General features: G+C 64.6%; 14 protein-coding genes. 7 read left to right on the plus strand and 7 right to left on the minus strand.

The genetic code is table 11. From position 1 onward, the window contains the following. Nucleotides 1-140: 140 nt before the first annotated feature. On the plus strand, nt 141-1523 hold the full coding sequence (locus DOM67_RS17570) for an L-serine ammonia-lyase (protein WP_110678310.1): 1383 nt from the start codon (nt 141-143) through the stop codon (nt 1521-1523). Between the two features lie 302 nt (nt 1524-1825). Beyond that, nucleotides 1826-2560 carry a Crp/Fnr family transcriptional regulator gene (locus tag DOM67_RS17575; protein ID WP_110678313.1) on the plus strand — a complete coding sequence of 245 codons (735 nt, stop codon included), beginning with the start codon at nt 1826-1828 and terminating at the stop codon, nt 2558-2560. A gap of 48 nt (nt 2561-2608) precedes the next feature. Here the strand turns inward: DOM67_RS17575 and DOM67_RS17580 are convergent, their stop codons facing one another. Next, complete coding sequence (locus DOM67_RS17580; RefSeq protein ID WP_110678315.1) at nt 2609-3544, minus strand: LysR substrate-binding domain-containing protein; 936 nt, start codon at nt 3542-3544, stop codon at nt 2609-2611. A gap of 178 nt (nt 3545-3722) precedes the next feature. Here DOM67_RS17580 and DOM67_RS17585 point away from each other — a divergent pair, with 178 nt between their 5' ends. Both DOM67_RS17585 and fghA read left to right on the plus strand, forming a co-directional pair. Continuing rightward, nucleotides 3723-4832 (plus strand): S-(hydroxymethyl)glutathione dehydrogenase/class III alcohol dehydrogenase, encoded by a 1110-nt coding sequence (locus DOM67_RS17585; RefSeq protein WP_110678317.1) that lies wholly within the window; start codon nt 3723-3725, stop codon nt 4830-4832. 240 nt (nt 4833-5072) lie between these two features. Continuing rightward, nucleotides 5073-5930 carry an S-formylglutathione hydrolase gene (fghA, locus tag DOM67_RS17590; protein ID WP_110678320.1) on the plus strand — a complete coding sequence of 286 codons (858 nt, stop codon included), beginning with the start codon at nt 5073-5075 and terminating at the stop codon, nt 5928-5930. A gap of 306 nt (nt 5931-6236) precedes the next feature. Here fghA and ssuD read toward each other — a convergent pair whose 3' ends face one another. From ssuD to DOM67_RS17610, 4 genes are all read right to left on the minus strand, one after another. Next, nucleotides 6237-7421: an FMNH2-dependent alkanesulfonate monooxygenase gene (ssuD, locus tag DOM67_RS17595; protein ID WP_110678323.1), complete on the minus strand. Its 1185-nt coding sequence runs from the start codon at nt 7419-7421 to the stop codon at nt 6237-6239. Nucleotides 7422-7805: 384 nt separating this feature from the next. Then, nucleotides 7806-9239 (minus strand): LLM class flavin-dependent oxidoreductase, encoded by a 1434-nt coding sequence (locus DOM67_RS17600; RefSeq protein ID WP_110678325.1) that lies wholly within the window; start codon nt 9237-9239, stop codon nt 7806-7808. 108 nt (nt 9240-9347) lie between these two features. Next, on the minus strand, nt 9348-9920 hold the full coding sequence (gene ssuE / locus DOM67_RS17605) for an NADPH-dependent FMN reductase (protein WP_110678327.1): 573 nt from the start codon (nt 9918-9920) through the stop codon (nt 9348-9350). Between the two features lie 495 nt (nt 9921-10415). Then, complete coding sequence (locus DOM67_RS17610) at nt 10416-11342, minus strand: CysB family HTH-type transcriptional regulator (RefSeq protein WP_110678329.1); 927 nt, start codon at nt 11340-11342, stop codon at nt 10416-10418. 560 nt (nt 11343-11902) lie between these two features. Here DOM67_RS17610 and DOM67_RS17615 point away from each other — a divergent pair. Next, nucleotides 11903-13141 (plus strand): monooxygenase, encoded by a 1239-nt coding sequence (locus DOM67_RS17615; RefSeq protein ID WP_110678331.1) that lies wholly within the window; start codon nt 11903-11905, stop codon nt 13139-13141. 155 nt (nt 13142-13296) lie between these two features. Here DOM67_RS17615 and DOM67_RS17620 read toward each other — a convergent pair whose 3' ends face one another. Next, nucleotides 13297-14157, minus strand: a complete 861-nt coding sequence (locus DOM67_RS17620) for a class II glutamine amidotransferase (protein ID WP_110678333.1) — start codon at nt 14155-14157, stop codon at nt 13297-13299. Nucleotides 14158-14584: 427 nt separating this feature from the next. On the opposite strand from DOM67_RS17620, the gene DOM67_RS17625 reads away from it, so the two are divergent. After that, nucleotides 14585-15811 carry an acyl-CoA dehydrogenase family protein gene (locus DOM67_RS17625; RefSeq protein WP_198651854.1) on the plus strand — a complete coding sequence of 409 codons (1227 nt, stop codon included), beginning with the start codon at nt 14585-14587 and terminating at the stop codon, nt 15809-15811. Between the two features lie 93 nt (nt 15812-15904). Beyond that, nucleotides 15905-16840: an ABC transporter substrate-binding protein gene (locus DOM67_RS17630; RefSeq protein ID WP_110678337.1), complete on the plus strand. Its 936-nt coding sequence runs from the start codon at nt 15905-15907 to the stop codon at nt 16838-16840. Between the two features lie 27 nt (nt 16841-16867). Here DOM67_RS17630 and DOM67_RS17635 read toward each other — a convergent pair whose 3' ends face one another. Beyond that, complete coding sequence (locus DOM67_RS17635; RefSeq protein ID WP_110678339.1) at nt 16868-17680, minus strand: alpha/beta hydrolase fold domain-containing protein; 813 nt, start codon at nt 17678-17680, stop codon at nt 16868-16870. Nucleotides 17681-17683 lie beyond the last annotated feature (3 nt).

Below are 17683 nucleotides of genomic sequence, written 5' to 3' on the forward strand. Positions count from 1 at the left end.
AGCCTGACTAAAACCCTGGGCAGATATATTCGATTGAGACCGGTGTAACCGGCGAGCACACTGAAGTCAAACTACATCAAGCATCGGTTCTCGTGACGACGCTTTCTGACTCCAGTGCGACACCTCCAGGGGGGACGACCATGACCTTCAGCGTGTTTGACCTGTTCAAGATCGGTATCGGGCCCTCCAGCTCGCACACCGTGGGGCCGATGCAGGCCGCGCACACCTTCGTCACCACGCTGCGCGAGCAGGCGCTGCTGCAGCCGGTCAAGCAGGTGAAGGTCACCCTCTATGGCTCGCTCAGTGCCACCGGCAAGGGCCACAACACCGACAGCGCGGTGCTCGGCGGGCTGATGGGTGAGCAGCCGGTGAGCGTCGATCCCGACGAGCTGGCGCTCAAGCTCGCTGCCGTCGAGCGCGACCATCAGCTGTCGCTGGCCGGTGTGCACAGTATCGACTTCGATCCCGCCCGCGACGTCGAGTGGTGCGACGAGATCCTCGAGTATCACACCAATGCGCTGCGCCTGGTGGCCAGCGATCGCCGCGGCGCGACGATCTACGCCAACACCTACTACTCGGTCGGCGGCGGCTTCGTGGTCGACGAGGAGCAGGCCGAGCATGGCGAGAGTGCCACCCGCGGCGTGCGTCTACCGTTCCCGTTCCGCAATGCCGTGGAGCTGCTAGAGATCTGCCGCCGCGAGGAGCTCTCGATCAGCGACGTGATGCTCGCCAACGAGAGCGCCTGGCGTAGCGAGGCCGAGACCCGTGCCGGCCTGTGGCGCATCTGGGAAGCGATGAAGGCGTGCGTCGACAGCGGCCTGGATCAGCAGGGCGTGCTGCCGGGGGGGCTCAACGTGCGTCGGCGCGCGCCCAATCTGCATCGGCGCCTGATGGCCCTCGACGACGACAAGGGGCTGATCGCCAGCACCTTCTCGGCGATGGATTGGGTCAACCTCTTCGCGCTGGCGGTCAACGAGGAGAACGCCGCCGGGCGGCGCATGGTCACGGCCCCCACCAATGGCGCCGCGGGGATCGTCCCGGCGGTACTGCACTACTACATGAAGTTCCAGCCCGGGGCGTGCGAAAAGGATGTGGTGCGCTTTCTGCTGGCGGCCGCCGCGATCGGCATCCTGTGCAAGACCAACGCTTCGATCTCCGGGGCGGAGGTCGGCTGTCAGGGGGAGGTGGGGTCGGCCTGCGCCATGGCCGCGGCGGGGCTGGCCGAGCTGCTCGGCGGTAGCCCGGCGCAGGTCGAGAACGCCGCCGAGATCGGCCTCGAGCACAACCTGGGGCTGACCTGCGATCCGATCGCCGGGCTGGTCCAGGTGCCCTGCATCGAGCGCAATGCGATCGCCTCGGTCAAGGCGATCAACGCCGCCCAGATGGCGCTGCGCGGCGACGGCGAGCACTTCGTCTCGCTGGACAAGGTGATCCGCACCATGCGCGACACCGGGCGCGACATGCAGGACAAGTACAAGGAGACCTCGCGCGGCGGACTGGCGGTCAATACCATCGAGTGCTGAGCGCTGGAGTCGACGCCGCGTCCGGGGCGTCAGCGGCGGTGCCCCGTGCTGCGTGAAAGATCCCGATATCAACGGTGATAAGGACATTGAGCTAGAGCTGTGCCACTATCAAATCCCTGAATCCAGGAGTCCCTGCAGCGAGGGCATCGGTGCGGCCACGGGCCGTGCATGAGGCTTCTCGGGGCAGTCTGGTGCGCGTCGCGTGATCCGTGATGATGGCGCTCTGTCGTCTCGTTAGACTCTGTCGTCTCGATAGACAAGGCGTGCACCACGTTGCGGGTTAGATCACAAGGCCAAGGGAAATGAGCAAAGACAGCTGCATCATTCGTCACTTCAAGCACTACGGTGAAATTTCCAAGAACGACGAGGCGCTGCTGGCGGATCTGGAGAAGAGCCCGAGCGAGGTCAAGGGCGACCAGATCCTGTGGCAGGAGGGCGACAGCGCCCGCGAGTTCTGCACGCTCAGCCGCGGCTGGGCCTACTCCTTCCGTCACATGGAGGATGGTTCGCGTCAGATTCTCGAGATCTACCTGCCCGGCGACATCATCGGCCTGCGCGAATTCGCCTTCAAGGATCGCCTCACCGGCGTGGCCATGCTCGAGGATGGCGTCATCTGTCACTTTCCGCATCGCCGCCTGATCAACGTTTTCCGTGAATCCCTCACTCTCTCGGCGATCTTCTTCGCCATCTCCTCGCATCAGCAGGCGCTGCTCACCGAGCGGCTGGTCAACCTGGCCCGGCGCAGTGCGCGCCAGCGCCTGGCGCATCTGATCTATGAGATGTTCGTGCGCCTGGAGCGCACCAAGGCGCGGGACGGTAACAGTATCCGCCTGCCGCTATCGCAGCAGCATCTCGGCGATGCCCTGGGGCTCTCGTCGGTTCATGTCAGCCGCACCCTGACCACCTTCCGCGAGGAGGGGCTGGTACTGCGCTCGCGTCAGCGCATCGAACTGCCCGACCCAGCCGCGCTGGCGCGCGAGGCGGAGTTCGGCGACGCCTATCTCAACGACGGCATCGATCACTTCTTCACCCATTGAGCTCGGCCGTGAGCCGTCACCCGCCGTGCAGGCGGCGGGCTACGGCCATCACCTCGCTGTCACTGGCGTCTCGTCCCGCTCGATGCGGCTGCCGGCCGCCCAGCCGGCGATGGTCGCCGGTAGCCGCGCGACCAGGAAGTCGACCAGCAGACGGATTTTCGACGACAGCTGGCGATGGCGTGGGTAGACCGCCCACACCGCGGTGTCAGTGAACTGGTAGCGGTCGAGGACCGAAATCAGCTCGCCGCGCCCCAGCGCCTGCTCGACGTAGTAGTCCGGCAGCTGAGCCAGGCCGATGCCGCGGCGTGCCGCGTCCAGCAGCGCCGGCCCCGAGTTGCCGCGCCAGTTGCCGGAGACGCGGATCTCGCGCTGCTGGCCGTCGACCTGGAACAGCCAGCTATCGCGGGAGCCGCTCAGGCAGTTGTGGTGGCCCAGCTCCGACAGGCTGTGCGGGGGCGAGATGCGCTGGAAGTAGGCCGGCGAGCCGACCACGTACTCGCGGCGTTCGCACAGGCGCCGCGCCAGCAGGCTGGAGTCCTTGAGTACCCCCATGCGAATGGCGATGTCGAAGCCCTCGTCGATCAGCGCCACGGCACGGTTGGTGAAGTGGAGCTGGACGTCGAGCTGGGGGTGGCGGCAGTGGAACTCGTTGACCAGCGGCGCGATGTAGCGCTCGCCGAAGGTGGTGGCGCAACTGATCGCCAGGCGCCCCTGGGGCAGCGGCTGCAGCGCGTTGAGCGCATCCTCGGCTTCGCGGAAGCCATCGAGCAGGGAACGACAGTGCTCGTAGTAGACCGCGCCGCCGTCGGTCAGGCGGATCTGCCGCGTGGTGCGGTAGAGCAGCGGCGCGCCGAGACTCTGCTCCAGCTGGCTGACCAGCCGGCTGACATGCGAACTGGAGACCTTCAGCGACTCCGCGGCACGGGTGAAGGTGCCCAGTCTGACCACGGCCACGAACGCCTCGATTCCTTCCCAGCGCGACATGACGTCTCCTCGATTGTTGCTGTGCAGCAATGATTATGTGTCTTTGTTCCGGTTTATTGCCAGCCAGCGAGCGCCTAGACTGGGTTCAAAGCAGAAATGCTGGGTTCACATCAAAGACGATCGCCAGACCTCGCCCCGGTGAGGTGAGCGAATCGACATCCTAAAAGGAGACCAGAAGATGAAATCGCGTGCTGCCGTAGCCTGGGAAGCGGGCAAACCCCTCTCCCTCGAAGAGATCGACGTCCAGGGCCCCAAGGCGGGTGAAGTTCTGGTGCGCATGGTCGCCACCAGTGTCTGCCACACCGACGCCTACACGTTGTCGGGCAAGGATCCGGAAGGGCTGTTCCCCTCGGTGCTGGGGCATGAGGGCGCCGGTATCGTCGAAGAGGTGGGCGAGGGCGTGACCGGGCTGGTGCCGGGGGATCACGTCATCCCGCTCTATACCGCCGAGTGCGGCAAGTGCAAGTTCTGCCTCTCGGGCAAGACCAACCTGTGCAGCTCGGTACGTGCCACCCAGGGCAAAGGCCTGATGCCCGACGGCACCTCGCGCTTCTCGCTGGATGGCAAGCCGATCCACCACTACATGGGCTGCTCGACCTTCTCCGAATACACCGTGCTGCCCGAGGTATCGCTGGCCAAGGTCTCCAAGGAGGCCCCGCTGGACAAGATCTGTCTGCTCGGCTGCGGTGTCACCACCGGTATCGGCGCGGTGCTCAATACCGCCAAGGTGGAGCCGGGCGCCACGGTGGCGGTATTCGGTCTGGGGGCGATCGGCCTGGCGGTGATCCAGGGGGCGCAGATGGCCAAGGCGTCGCGCATCATCGCCATCGACGTCAACCCGGACAAGTTCGAGCTGGCACGCCAGTTCGGCGCCACCGAGTTCGTCAACCCGAAGGATTACAGCGATCCGATCCAGCAGGTGATCGTCGATCTGACCGACGGTGGCGTCGACTACTCCTTCGAGTGCATCGGCAACGTCAACGTGATGCGCTCGGCGCTGGAGTGCTGCCACAAGGGCTGGGGCGAGTCGATCATCATCGGCGTCGCCGGTGCCGGCGAGGAGATCTCGACGCGTCCGTTCCAGCTGGTGACCGGTCGGGTCTGGAAGGGCTCCGCCTTCGGCGGCGTCAAGGGCCGCAGCGAGCTGCCGGGCTATGTCCAGCGCTACATGGATGGCGAGATCAAGATCGACGAGTTCGTCACCCACAACATGGCCTTCGATAAGATCAACGAGGCGTTCGAGCTGCTGCACGCGGGCGAGAGCATCCGCACCGTGCTGCACTATTGATACGCGCCCGAAGCCGCGCGAAACGCGTTTGATACGCGCCCGGGACTGCTCGGGTGATACGCGCCCGAAGCCGCGCGAAACGCGTCCGGGACTGCCCGGGGGATACGCGCCCGAAGCCGCGCGAAAGGCGTTCGATACGCGCCTGAAACCGCGCTAAGCGCGTCCGGACTCGCGTGAAGCACATTTGAGACGTGCCCAACCCACCGGCGGTGATACCGCCGGTGTTGCAAGGAGAAAACCATGTCGATGAGCGAGCAGTTGGAGCTGGTCTCCGCCACCAAGAGCTTCGGTGGCTGGGTCAAGCGCTACAAGCACTACTCGCGGGCGCTGGATTGCGACATGATCTTCGCGATCTATCTCCCGCCGCAGGCCGAGGAGGGCAGGGTGCCGCTGATGTGGTGGCTCTCCGGGCTCACCTGTAACGATGAGAACTTCATGCAGAAGGCCGGCGCCCAGCGCCTCGCCGCCGAACTCGGCATGGCCATCGTCTGTCCGGACACCAGCCCGCGTGGGCTCGATCTGCCCGGCGAGCACGACAGCTACGACTTCGGTTCCGGTGCCGGGTTCTATCTCAACGCCAAGCGTGAGCCGTGGTCGCGCCACTACCGCATGTACGACTACGTCACCGAGGAGTTGCCGTCGGTGGTACGGCTGCACTTCCCGGTCAATGGCCGTGAGTCGATCAGTGGCCACTCCATGGGCGGGCACGGGGCGCTGGTGCTGGCACTGCGCCAGCCGGGGCGCTACGCCGCGGTGTCGGCGTTCGCACCGATCGTCAACCCGAGTCAGGTGCCCTGGGGCCAGAAGGCGTTCGAGCACTATCTCGGCGAGGACGTCGGCCTGCGCACCCAGTACGATGCCTGTGAACTGGTGGCCAAGGGGTCGTCGCGCCAGCCGCTGTTCATCGACCAGGGCGAAGCCGACAACTTCCTCGACGAGCAGCTCAAGCCGGAGCGCCTGGAAGCGGTATGCGAAGCGCACGACCACCCGCTGACCCTGCGTCGCCATCCCGGCTACGACCACAGCTACTTCTTCATCGCCAGCTTCATCGACGATCACCTGCGCTACCACGCCGAGCGGCTGCACGCCAAGCGTTGAGCGGGTTCGTCGAGTCCTCTCTCGCCGACCCCTCATCCGCCGACTCTTCTGTCGCGCGATAGCGGCCCCTCCCGGGGCCGTTTCTCTGTGTGGCGACCTCTTGTGTCTGCCATCCGTGGTTGCGCCGGCGCCGACCGATCGCGTGGGGCGCCCGCCCTCATCGGCCCGCGCCGATGCTTTCGACAAAGCGCGCCCACTGGCCTTTGCTGACGACGATGGTGCCGGGAATCAGTCAGATAGCGTGGCGGGTGTCGGCCGCTGCCAGGCCGGCGAAGGCGGCTGCCGGAGCAGCGATCAGCACGACGCTCAGGCGCGACGTGCTGCCGTGGGGGCTGGCCGTTCGGTATTGGCGATGGTCTCGCCGAAGGGGCCCATGTTGACTGCCGCGGCGGGCCTGTCGGTGTGGTTCTCCAGCGGCAGCAACGGCAGCACGGATTCTCCGAAGCGCCAGGCTTCTTCCAGATGCGGGTAGCCGGAGAGAATGAAGGTGTCGATACCCAGCGCCTGGTATTCACGCATGCGTGCCGCCACCGTCTCCGGGCTACCGACCAGAGCGGTACCGGCGCCACCGCGTACCAGGCCGACACCGGCCCACAGATTGGGGCTGATCTCGAGCTGGCTGCGATCGCCACCGTGCAACTGCGACATGCGCGACTGGCCCACCGAATCCATGCGCGAGAACACCTTCTGGGCGGCGGCGATGGTGTCATCGTCGAGGTGGGAGATCAGCTTGTCGGCGGCGCGCCATGCCTCTTCATCGGTCTCTCTGACGATGACGTGCAGACGAATGCCGAAAGTCACCTCACGGCCGACCTGGGCCGCCGCCGCGCGCACGCTGGCGATCTTCTCCGCCACCTGGGCTGGTGGCTCGCCCCAGGTCAGATACTTGTCGACGGTTCTGGCGGCGACGTCGATCGCCGGCTGGGACGAACCGCCGAAGTAGAGCGGCGGGCCATGGGGCGTCACCGGCGGGAAGATCAGCTTGCCGGCCTCGAGGTGCAGATGTTTGCCGTCGTGGTCGACGGTCTCGCCGGCCAGCAAGCGCCGGTAGACATCGAGAAACTCACGGGTCACCTCGTAACGCTCGCCGTGGTCAAGGAAGAGGCCATCACCACGGTTCTCGACCGGATCGCCACCGGTCACCACATTGATCAGCAGACGGCCACCGGAAATACGGTCCAGGGTCGCGGTCATGCGTGCGGCGACGGCGGGCGACTGCAGCCCAGGCCGGACCGCGACCAGAAAGCGCAGCCGCTGGGTCAGGGGGGCGAGCGCCGAAGCCACCACCCAGGCATCTTCGCAGCTGCGGCCGGTGGGCAGCAGTACACCGTAGTAGCCGAGCTGATCGACGGACTGGGCGATCTGGCGCAGGTACTGGATATCGACGTTGCGTCCACCCTCTGAGGTGCCGAGATAGTGGCCGTCGCCGTGAGTGGGCAGAAACCACAGCACCTTGAGGCGCGTGGCATCGCTGGGGGGCAGTGTCGTCATATGGGTCTCTCCATGAGCCTGGGGTGAGGTAAGGGAAAGCGGTACCACTCCGCCATCGGGTGAGATAGGGCCGAACTCGAGCGGCAGGCACCGGGTCTCCAGCGTGCAGCGATGTCTCGATGCCATCTGCCATACCTCTCGGATTCGGGCCAACAGCCGGTGGAGTATGGGGAAGAAATTAACAGGGGTGAGCGGTGTCGAATAAATAAGAAATTGAGAAATGGGTATGAATAATTCCCAGATTGGCCAGTCAATAAACCAGAGAGATTATCGTTTTTTTATCGGGCTTTTCCGAAAAATGGGCGCCAAGTGATGCTGCCGGCTAGCCGGCCGTGACGCCACGCTGCCGAACTCGTCTGGGGCGTTTGACAGAAGTGATCCGCGCTATCCGAAGGGGGAGGAGTGGCTGGCATCGGCGACGCTTTCGCGCCCCACGTAGTGCTGACGCCAATGGGCGGCCGGGTGGCTTTCGCGAACTCGCCCACCGCTATCCCCCAACAGTTTCTCGCGCAGTGTCCCAGGAGCGTACTCGCGCTGCACCCGGCCGCGCTTGCGCAGTTCGGGCACCACGAAGTCGATGAAATCGGTGGTCGATGCTGGCGTGACGGCGTAGGCCAGATTGAAGCCATCCACGCCGCCTTCATCGACCCAGCGTTCGAGTTGATCCGCAGTGGTCTCGGGGCCGCCCACCAGCACGGGGCCCAGTCCGCCGATCGCGCGTTTTTGAATCACGTCTCGCACGGTCCAGGTATCGCCGTCGGCGGCGAGGGATTCCAGCGTCGTGCGCAGGCTGTCGTTTGCTACCGCGGTCAATGGCGTATCCGGGTCCAGCGAGGAGAAGTCGAGCCCGGTCCAGCCGCCGTAGAGCGCCAGCGTCCCCTCGGCGCTGGCGTAGCTGAGATACTCTGCGTACTTTTGCTGGGCGGCCTCATCCGTGGGGCCGGTGATGATGGTCAACAGCGCAAAGATCTTCACACTGTCAGGTTCGCGACCGTTGGCCGCCACTTCGCTGCGGATCTTGTCCGTCAGCGCCCCGGCGGTCTCGACGCTGGTGGCGAGAATGAACATGGCTTCAGCGTGACGGGTCGCGAACTGGCGACCTCTTGCACTAGCGCCCGCCTGGAAGATGACCGGCGTGCGCTGCGGCGAGGGTTCGCACAGATGAAACCCCGGCACGCGGAAGTACTGACCTTCGTGCTGGATCGGGTGCACCTTGCCAGCATCGGTAAAGACACCCTGAGTACGGTCGCGCAGCACCGCTCCCTCCTCCCAACTGCCCTCCCAGAGCTTGTAGGTGACCTCCATGTACTCTTCGGCAAGAGCGTAGCGATCGTCGTGGGCAATCTGACGGTCGAGGCCGATATTGCGTGCGGCGCTATCCAGGTAGCTCGACACCACGTTCCAGGCGACACGGCCTTGGGTCAGATGGTCCAGCGTCGACAGCCGGCGGGCCAGCAGAAAGGGGTGCTCGAACGTCACGGCGGCGGTGATGCCGAAGCCGAGATGGCTGGTCACCGCCGCCATGGCCGAGATGGCCCCGAACGGGTCGTTGACCGGCACCTGTGCGGCGTCCTGCAGGGCGGCTTCCGCCGAGCCGCGATAGACATCATAGACCCCGACCACATCGGCAATGAACAGGGTGTCGAAGCAGCCACGCTCCAGTTCCACGGCCAGATTCGTCCAGTACTCCAGGTCGTTGTACCGGGCAGCCTGGCTAGCAGGGTGACGCCAGGTACCGGCGGCCTGATGGCCGACACAGCTCATGTCGAAGGCGTTCAGGATGATGCGTTTTTTCGCGCTGGAGGGGGTGTCGCTCATCGTCTTGTCTCCGGTGGGATCCATAGGCCGCTGTCGGCGGCGTGTCGGGGGCGCTGCGACAGGCGAGGAGCCTGGTCTGCTGCATCGCTTCGAGCCTCTCCCTGAGCGCTAGGCCAGGGCGAGCCGGGCTAGGTCTCTGGTACGGGACTTGGCCACGGGCGCGAGCGATTCGATGAGTTCATCGATGACCTCGTCCAGGCGTTCTCGCACGCTCTCGCCGAGTCGGTAGCGACCGTCCGCTGTCTTCTCGATATGCAGCGGTGAGGCGTAGACACCGGCGAGCTGATGGCGGGCACCCAGCGACGACAGCACCGGCTTGAGCGCGTAGTCGAGCATCAGCAGGTGGTGGTCGCTGCCGCCGGTGGCAAGCGCCAGCACCGTCTTGTGGGTCAGCGCATGCTGAGGCAGCAGATCGAGCATCAGCTTGAGCCCGCCGCTGAAGGAGGCTTGATAGACCGGGGTGGCAATGACCACGGCGTCGGCAGCCGCCACCGCGTCACGCAGCGCCACCACGCCGGGATCGTCCCAGCGCCCCTGCACGAGCGCGGCGGGATCGAAGTCGTCCAGCGCGAAGGACGAGAGTTGCCCGTGGGTCGCGCCGATTCGTTGCTTGACGTAATTGAGCATGCAGCGAGAGCGAGAGGTGGCGCTCGGGCTGCCGGCAAGTGTGACGATAGGCATGAATGTCCCTCCGAAGAGTTGTTCGCAGTGACGTCGAGCCTAGCAAGGCAACTTTGGCCCGATAAGTGAGAAGTTCTGCAGAGGTTATCGCGATAAAGATGTCTTGAGAGTGGCCCGTATGAGCGTCGAATCTGCAGGGAAAAAGGGCGGTAAAAGCACAAGCGAAAAGAGGGTGTCAAGCGTCTTGACAATAGGTTTCAGGTCGCTGGAGTCGCGTTTATGAGCCTCGCCTCGCACGCTTGATGACACCAGTGCAGGTATTGAATATCGATGCAGGCTGTCTCGCCGATACCGGTGTCGTAAGGGCGCGCGAGGGCATTCTGGCTCGTCGTCTTCTGAAGGATCAGAAAGCGCGTCCACGGCGGAGAGATCGAGAGCGCTCGATAGCAGGTACCGACATCGGCAGAAGTGATAAAAGCGACGTTGTCTATCACTTCTGCGTCTATCACTTCTGCATCTATCACTTCTGCGTTTATCACTTCTGCCGATTCACCATCAGCGCGCCCCCAAGGCCCGCTGAATGGTGGCTTCATCCAGCGCGTCACTGCAGAGGTGCAGAAATTCATAGACGAAGGCGTGCAGGAAGTGGCCCCGGCGCAGCGCCAGATAGGTGGTGTTGCGCGGGAACAGCGTGTCTCCCGGCAGCAGGGTCAGGCCGCGATCGCGCTCGGCGTTGTAAGCCAGTGAAGCGATCACGCCGATGCCCAGGCCGAGTTCGACATAGGTCTTGATCACATCGGCGTCGAGTGCCGTCAGCACCACGTTGGGTACCAGGCCAGCGGCCTGGAACGCCTGATCGATACGCGTCCGGCCGGTGAAGCCTTCGTGGTAGGTGACGATGGGGTAGTCGGCGATATCCTCGAGCCGCAGATCGTCCACCTGCGCCAGCGGATGCCCTTCTGGAATGACGATGCTGTGATGCCAGTGATGGAAGGGGAAGCGTACGAACGAGGAGCCCTCATCGTTGACGCCCTCGGTGGCGATACCGATATCCACGCTACCACTCTTGAGCAGCGAGACGATCTCCGACGGGCTGCACTGGTGGAGCTCCAGACTCACCTTGGGGAAGCGCTCCTTGAAGCTGGCGACCACCGGCGGGAGCGCGTAGCGGGCCTGGGTGTGCGTCGTGGCGATGGCCAGCCGCCCCTGATCCTGATTGGCCAGCTGCTGTGCCGAGCGTTTCAAGTTCTCGGCATCGAGCAGAATACGCTCGATGATGTCGAGCAGGGTGCCGCCAGCGGTGGTCAGGCCCAGAATGCGCTTGCCGCGTCGCTCGAAAAGTTCCACACCGAGCTCATCCTCGAGATCGCGGATGTGCTTGCTGGCGCCGGACTGGGAGGTGAATAGCGCGTTTGAGGCTTCGGTCAGGTTGAAGCGCTGGCGCACGGTCTCGCGCACGATGCGTAACTGTTGCAGATTCATCACGGACTCGGCTGGATTTGTATGTCGAGGAATATAAATTCCTTTCGGGGGCGCGAAAAATAGCGATTACTCATACCTATATCGAATGAAGGGTAATTCCTATATGTGTTTTTGGTATATGCCTTCAGAGTATATTCGAGGCTTGCCGTCGGTCGCCCGCGGGTCCGCTGGGCGGTGAATATCGCGGAGGCCATGGCGTCTTGAGGCTGGCCCTGGAGCGTGTACGAAAACTGCCTGCGCTCGCCGACATTACGTACCAACCCCGGCGCACCTTTCGACACGCCGGTCAGACCTCTGGCTCTTTCAGCAACGGCGTATCTGTTCCGACTTTTTGGGCGTGGATTTTTGATGTCCTGATTTCTAGAAATCAATATCGATGATTGTTGTTTGTTGGCTGTGTGCTGACGTCATATAACCGTTCTCACCCGATAACCGGTGGGGCGTGACATGAGCGAAATACCCTTCGAGGCGGTGTCCGTTCCCCATCGACTTTCTGCGGGCGATATGAAAGGGACCGATACGCCAGGACCTCGACGACAACGCCATGTAAGGACACGGATATGAGTCAACTATCAACGGGCGCCAGCCAACAGACACTGATTGCCACTTTTCGACCGATCTTCGACCGTATCGCGGCCGGCGCTGTGGCGCGGGAACGGGATCGAGCGCTGCCGCATGAGCCCATCACATGGTTGAAGGAAGCCGGATTTGGCGCGCTACGAATTCCCCGTGACAAGGGCGGCTGGGGCGTGTCGTTGCCGCAGCTGTTCGGATTGCTCAGCGAACTGGCAGAGGCTGACGCCAATCTGCCACAGGCGTTACGGGGGCATTTTGCCTTCGTGGAGGATCGTCTCAACCAGCCCGATAGTGCCGAGCGCGACCGCTGGTTTGGACGCTTTGTCGAAGGCGACCTGGTGGGCAATGGCTGGACGGAAATCGGGTCGGTGGCGCTCGGTGATGTGAACACCCGGGTAACCCCCTTGGAGAGGGGCTGGTCGTTGAGCGGAGAGAAGTTCTACAGCACCGGCACGCTGTTTGCCGACTGGATCGATGTCTTCGCCCGCCGCAATGACACCCAGGGTGATGTCATTGCGCTGGTCAGCACCCACCAGCCCTCGGTACAGCGCGAAGATGACTGGGATGGTTTTGGCCAGCGTCTGACCGGCAGCGGTACCACGCGCTTCAACGAGGCCTTTGTCGAGCAGGCGCATCTGTTCGACTTCGCCGACCGTTTCCGCTATCAGACCGCGTTTTATCAGCATGTACTGCTGGCCTCCCTGGTGGGCATTGGCCGTGCGGTCGCGCGGGATGCGACCCAGGGCGTGAGGGCACGCTCGCGCATGTACAGCCACGGCAATGCCTCGGTGTCGCGTCAGGATGCGCAGGTACTGCAGGTGGTCGGCGAGATCAGCAGCCTGGCCTTTGCCGTGGAGGCCACGCTGCTGCGGGCGACCCACTCCCTGCAGGAGGCCTATGAGGCCCACACCAGTGACGACGAGACCCTGTTGACCGAGTGTAATGTCCTCGCGGAGGCCGAGGCCGGGCAGGCACAGGTCATGGCCAGCGAGCTTGTGCCGCGGGCGGCCACCTTGCTGTTCAATGCGCTGGGCGCGTCGGATACGCGGCTGTCCAAGGCGCTCGATCGCCACTGGCGTAACGCACGCACGCTGGCTTCTCACAATCCGGTCATTTACAAGGCGCGCGATGTGGGCAACTGGCGGGTCAATGGCGTGCCGCCCACCGGTGTCTGGCAGATCGGCAACGCCAGAGAGCCAGAGCGTCACGGCGCCAGGGCGTAGCCAGGGCGTCACGATGCCAGGCAATCCGGTGGCATCCCGAATCGGGCCCGGCCGGGGGCGCTGCCTCTGGCGTCCACGGCCGGGGCGTTTTGGGGGCGGTGACAGGGATACTTGGGCGAAGACCGGTGGTCGATGAAGCGCGGTCTTATGCCCTGTCAGGCGCTGGCTGCCATGGCCTGCTGTCTGTCGTCGGGCCAGCCCGCTTGCCCCTCTCCGAGGGTGTCTTCGTCGCTGTCGAGGCTGTGGGTGCCGAGGCGGCGACCGGCGTGGAACAGCGCCAGTTCACCCTTGCCGAAGCGCTGCCACCGATGTCCTTCGGTGACGGGGTGGGTGGCGACGATGACGAAGCGTTCGTCGGCGCAGTGCAGGCTCCCGGTGTCCACCTGTTCGTCGCAGTCGATCAGGCGGACCCGCGGGGTGCCCGGTTCGTGCGCCGTCCAGTGCAGATCGGTGGTGGCGTGGGCGAACATCAGGTCGTCGACGGTCAGGATGAAATTGAAGGTGCCGTGACGGGCGATATCGGCTGCGATGTCCTGAAGTGCATCGTACAGGGCCGGAAGCGGCGGAAAGGCGTCGCCGAAGCGCTCGACGAGTCGCGTGAGTATCGACGCGAACGCCATTTCACTGTCGGTCGTGCCGAAGGTACGAAAGCGTGGCGCGATCGCCGGGGCGAACGCCTTCAGGTCACCGTTGTGGGCAAAGAAGACATGCCGCCCCCACAGCGTGCGGGTGAAGGGGTGGCTATTGGCATCCTCCACCGCGCCGATCGTCGCCTTGCGGATATGTGCCATGAGGTTCCGCGAGCGTGTGCTGCCGCCGGCCAGCATATGGGCGTGCTGGCAGCGAAAGGCGCTCGAGGTGTACACCTTGAGATGCGGCTGGCCATTCTCGGCGCGGTAGGCAATGCCCCAGCCGTCCTTGTGGTCGCTGGTGCCGCCACCGCGGCAGAAAAATCCCCGCAGCAGATAGTTGGGCGCGATGGGGCGGAGACTGTTGACACCGAATATCTGACACATTGGAGACGGCCCTCATGATCACATCCCAGATGTTGGACCATGGCGGCGTCGACGTTAACCAATAAAATCGACTATCCATATGAACGCTGGTGTTCCTCGCCGGCGGCATCGAGTTTCCCTGTCGAAAAAGCCCGGCGGCGGCGTGAAAGCGAGACGTCGCGAGTCGTCACGCCCAGGGTACTCGGTCGGGTCGTCGTCGGATGAGGCCAGTAGGCGTGCTGGAGATGAGAGGGAAGTCATCGCCTCTGCCGCCGCTGATTTACTCATCCCAAAAACTGATTTGTCTTCCCTCTCGACGGCTGTAATCGTACGCCCACTCCTCTTCACTTCCCGTGCCAAGGACCCGCGGGCGTCGATCGATTCCGTCGTGTCGAATCATGCGCTCTCGGGACAAGGTTTCCACCTCATGCCAGGGATCTCTTCCGATATGTCAGATAGCACTGCTTCCCTTGTCGATGCCATGAGCGGCTACGAGACGCCTCACGATGACGCTCGCCACTGGCTGGCGGTGGCCGATGCAGTCGCCAGCACGCTCGCGACAACGGCGGTCGCACGAGACCGCGAGGGAGGGCATGCGGCCAGCGAGCGTGAGCTGCTGCGCGAGCATGGATTGCTGCAGCTCTCCGTGCCGGCCTGGGCGGGCGGCGTGGGGGCTCCCTGGTCGCTGATCTATCGCGTCGTGCGGCGAATCGCGCAGGCCGACTCGGCCTTGGCGCATCTTCTCGCCTTCCATCACCTCCAGGTAGGCTCGGTGATCCTCTACGGGTCCGAGGCGCAACGCGCGAAGCTGCTCGTGGGTACTGCGCAGAAGAACTGGTTCTGGGGTAACACACTCAATCCGCTCGACAAGCGCACGCGGGCCCTGGACCGAGAGCGCGGGGGCTGGGTCTTCACCGGGGACAAGGGCTTCTGTTCGGGCGCGTTGGGGTCGGACTATCTGCTCGCGTCCGCCTGGCACGAGGCCAGTCGGAGTCTGGTGGTGGCGGCCATTCCGACCCAGCGCCGCGGCATTACCGTGCACGACGACTGGGATGCCATGGGCCAGCGTCAGACGGACAGTGGCACGGTGACCTTCGACTCGGTCGTGGTCGAGCCGGAGGAGGTGTTGATCGCGCCCGGCGCCCCCGGGGCGCCGGTGGTGCCATTCCGCACTTGCCTGGCTCAACTGGTGCTGGTCAATCTTTACCTCGGTATCGCCGAGGGCGCGTTCGAGGAGGCGCGTCGCTACACCCGGGACGAGGCCAGACCCTGGTTGGCCTCCGGCGTGGAACGGGCCGGCGATGACCCGTTCCTTCAGCGCCATGCCGGTGAGCTGTGGGTGAAGCTGCGCGGGGCGCAGGTGCTCGCGGATATCGCCGGCGATGTCGTCCAGCGCCACTTCGCGCAGGGCAGCGAGATCACCGCCGCAGCGCGCGGCGAGACCGCGATCGCCGTTGCCGAAGCCAAGGTCGCCGCACACCAGGCGGTACTGGAGATCACTAACCGGCTATTCGACATGACCGGCGCCAGGGGCACCCAGCGGCGCTTCGGTTACGACCGTTTCTGGCGCAACGCGCGCACGCACACCCTGCATGATCCGGTCGATTACAAGATCCGCGATCTCGGTCGCTGGGCACTATACCGACAGTTTCCGGAGCCGACCGCCTATTCATGACGTTTCGTGCCAACTTTTTGTCTCATCGTGTGAAGTTCTCGGCTTGCAGGGGCGCAGAGTAAGGGGGTCTCTGGCAACCCTCTCGGACCCACCATGAATGACCATCGATCGCTACGTCTGTTTTCCCTGCTGCCCTTGGCGCTGCTCACCGCCGGCCCGGCCCACGCCGATCTCGACCAGGTGCGTTTCGGCGTCTCGCCCTGGCCCGGGGTCACGGTCAAGACCGAAATCGCCGCTCAGCTGCTCGACGCCATGGGCTACCACACCGAACAGAAGGAGCTGGCGGTGGGGGTCATCCTCAACGGGCTGGCCAATGGCCAACTGGATGCCTACCTGGGCAACTGGTATCCGGTGCAGCAGGAGATGACCGAACCGTTGCTCGATTCGGGGCGCCTGGCCCACGCCGCGGCCAATATCAGCAACGCGACCTCGGGGCTGGTGGTGCCCTCATACGTCCATGAGGCGGGGGTCGACAGCGTGGCCGATCTCAACCGCTACCGTGACCGCTTCGATGGCAAGATCCAGGGTATCGAAGCGGGTACCGGCATCAACGATGCCATTCTGAAGGCGATCGCCGAGAACAAGGCCGGCCTCGGCGACTGGCAGTTGCAGGAGAGCTCCACCGCGGCGATGCTGGCCTATGCCGGGCAGAAGATCGCCGATCATGAGTGGGTGACGTTCGTCGGCTGGGAGCCGCACTGGATGAACGTCAACTACGACCTCTACTACCTGAAGGATGCCGACGACAGCGGTGTCGCCGATATCGTCAGCACGGTCTGGACCCTGGTGCCGGGCGACCTGAAGCAGCAGGACGCCAATCTCTATCGCTTCTTCTCCCAGTACCGGGTCGATATCGCCGACCAGAACGACTGGGTCTACCAGTACAGCCACGAGGAGCGCCCCGCAGACGAGGTGGCCAGCGAGTGGATTCACGGTCATGAGGCGACCGTGGCCAAGTGGCTCGAAGGTGTCACCGCCAAGAACGGCAAGCCGGCGATCGACGCGGTCAAGGCTGAGTTCGCGAACTGAGTCGCGTTCGCGAACGGGTATGCGCGTTCAGGCGATGCGCCTGACCAGCGCTTGGCAGAACGCCTGCCAGGACTCCCGCATCGCCGGCAGCTCGGCGTGGCCGTGCAGCGCCGAGTGCACCATCTGCGGTGCGCAGCGATAGCCCACGTCGGCGCCGGCGTGGCGCCACGCCTCGACCGCCGCCTCCAGCGGCCGGGTGAGCGGGTCGCGCGCCACCGCCAGCACCTCGATGGCGGGTGTCGGCGGGCGTTCGCCGGGGATGGCCGGCACGTCGTCGGCCACGCTCTGCCACAACGCTAGAATATCTGCCCGTGACAGCAGCGGGGCATCGTCGCCCAGCGTCTCCGGCGTGGGCACGCCCACCACCGGATAGATCAGTCCCAGCGGTCCCTGCCAGCCGTGATGGGCAACATCGATCGCCAGGCGCCCGCCGGCACTGTCGCCGACCACCGCCAGGGGCGCGCAGGCGGTGACCACCGCGGCACACTCTTCGAGCGCCGCCGCGTAGCTGGCCTCGGGCACGCGGCGGTAATCCACGCTCACCACCTCACGGCCGAGGCGCGCGGCCAGGTCGGCGGTGATGCCGTGGTGGCTCTCCACCGAACCCAGGTTCCAGCCGCCCCCGTGGAGATAGACGACGCAGCCGCTCTCCGCCCCCTGTGGCCTGAAGCGGCGCACCGCCACCCCCGCGATGTACGTATCCTCGAACCGCAGCCCCGCCGGATCGGGCGGACGATGCTGGCGATGCAGACGCTCATAAGCCTCGCGGCGCTCGCTCAGCGGTGCGTCGGGCTCGGCATCCAGGCGCTCGAGACGGCGGATGAAGGCGTCGATCGGCATGCG

The organism is Salinicola sp. RZ23, from assembly GCF_003206675.1.
GTDB classification, from domain to species: domain Bacteria; phylum Pseudomonadota; class Gammaproteobacteria; order Pseudomonadales; family Halomonadaceae; genus Salinicola; species Salinicola endophyticus.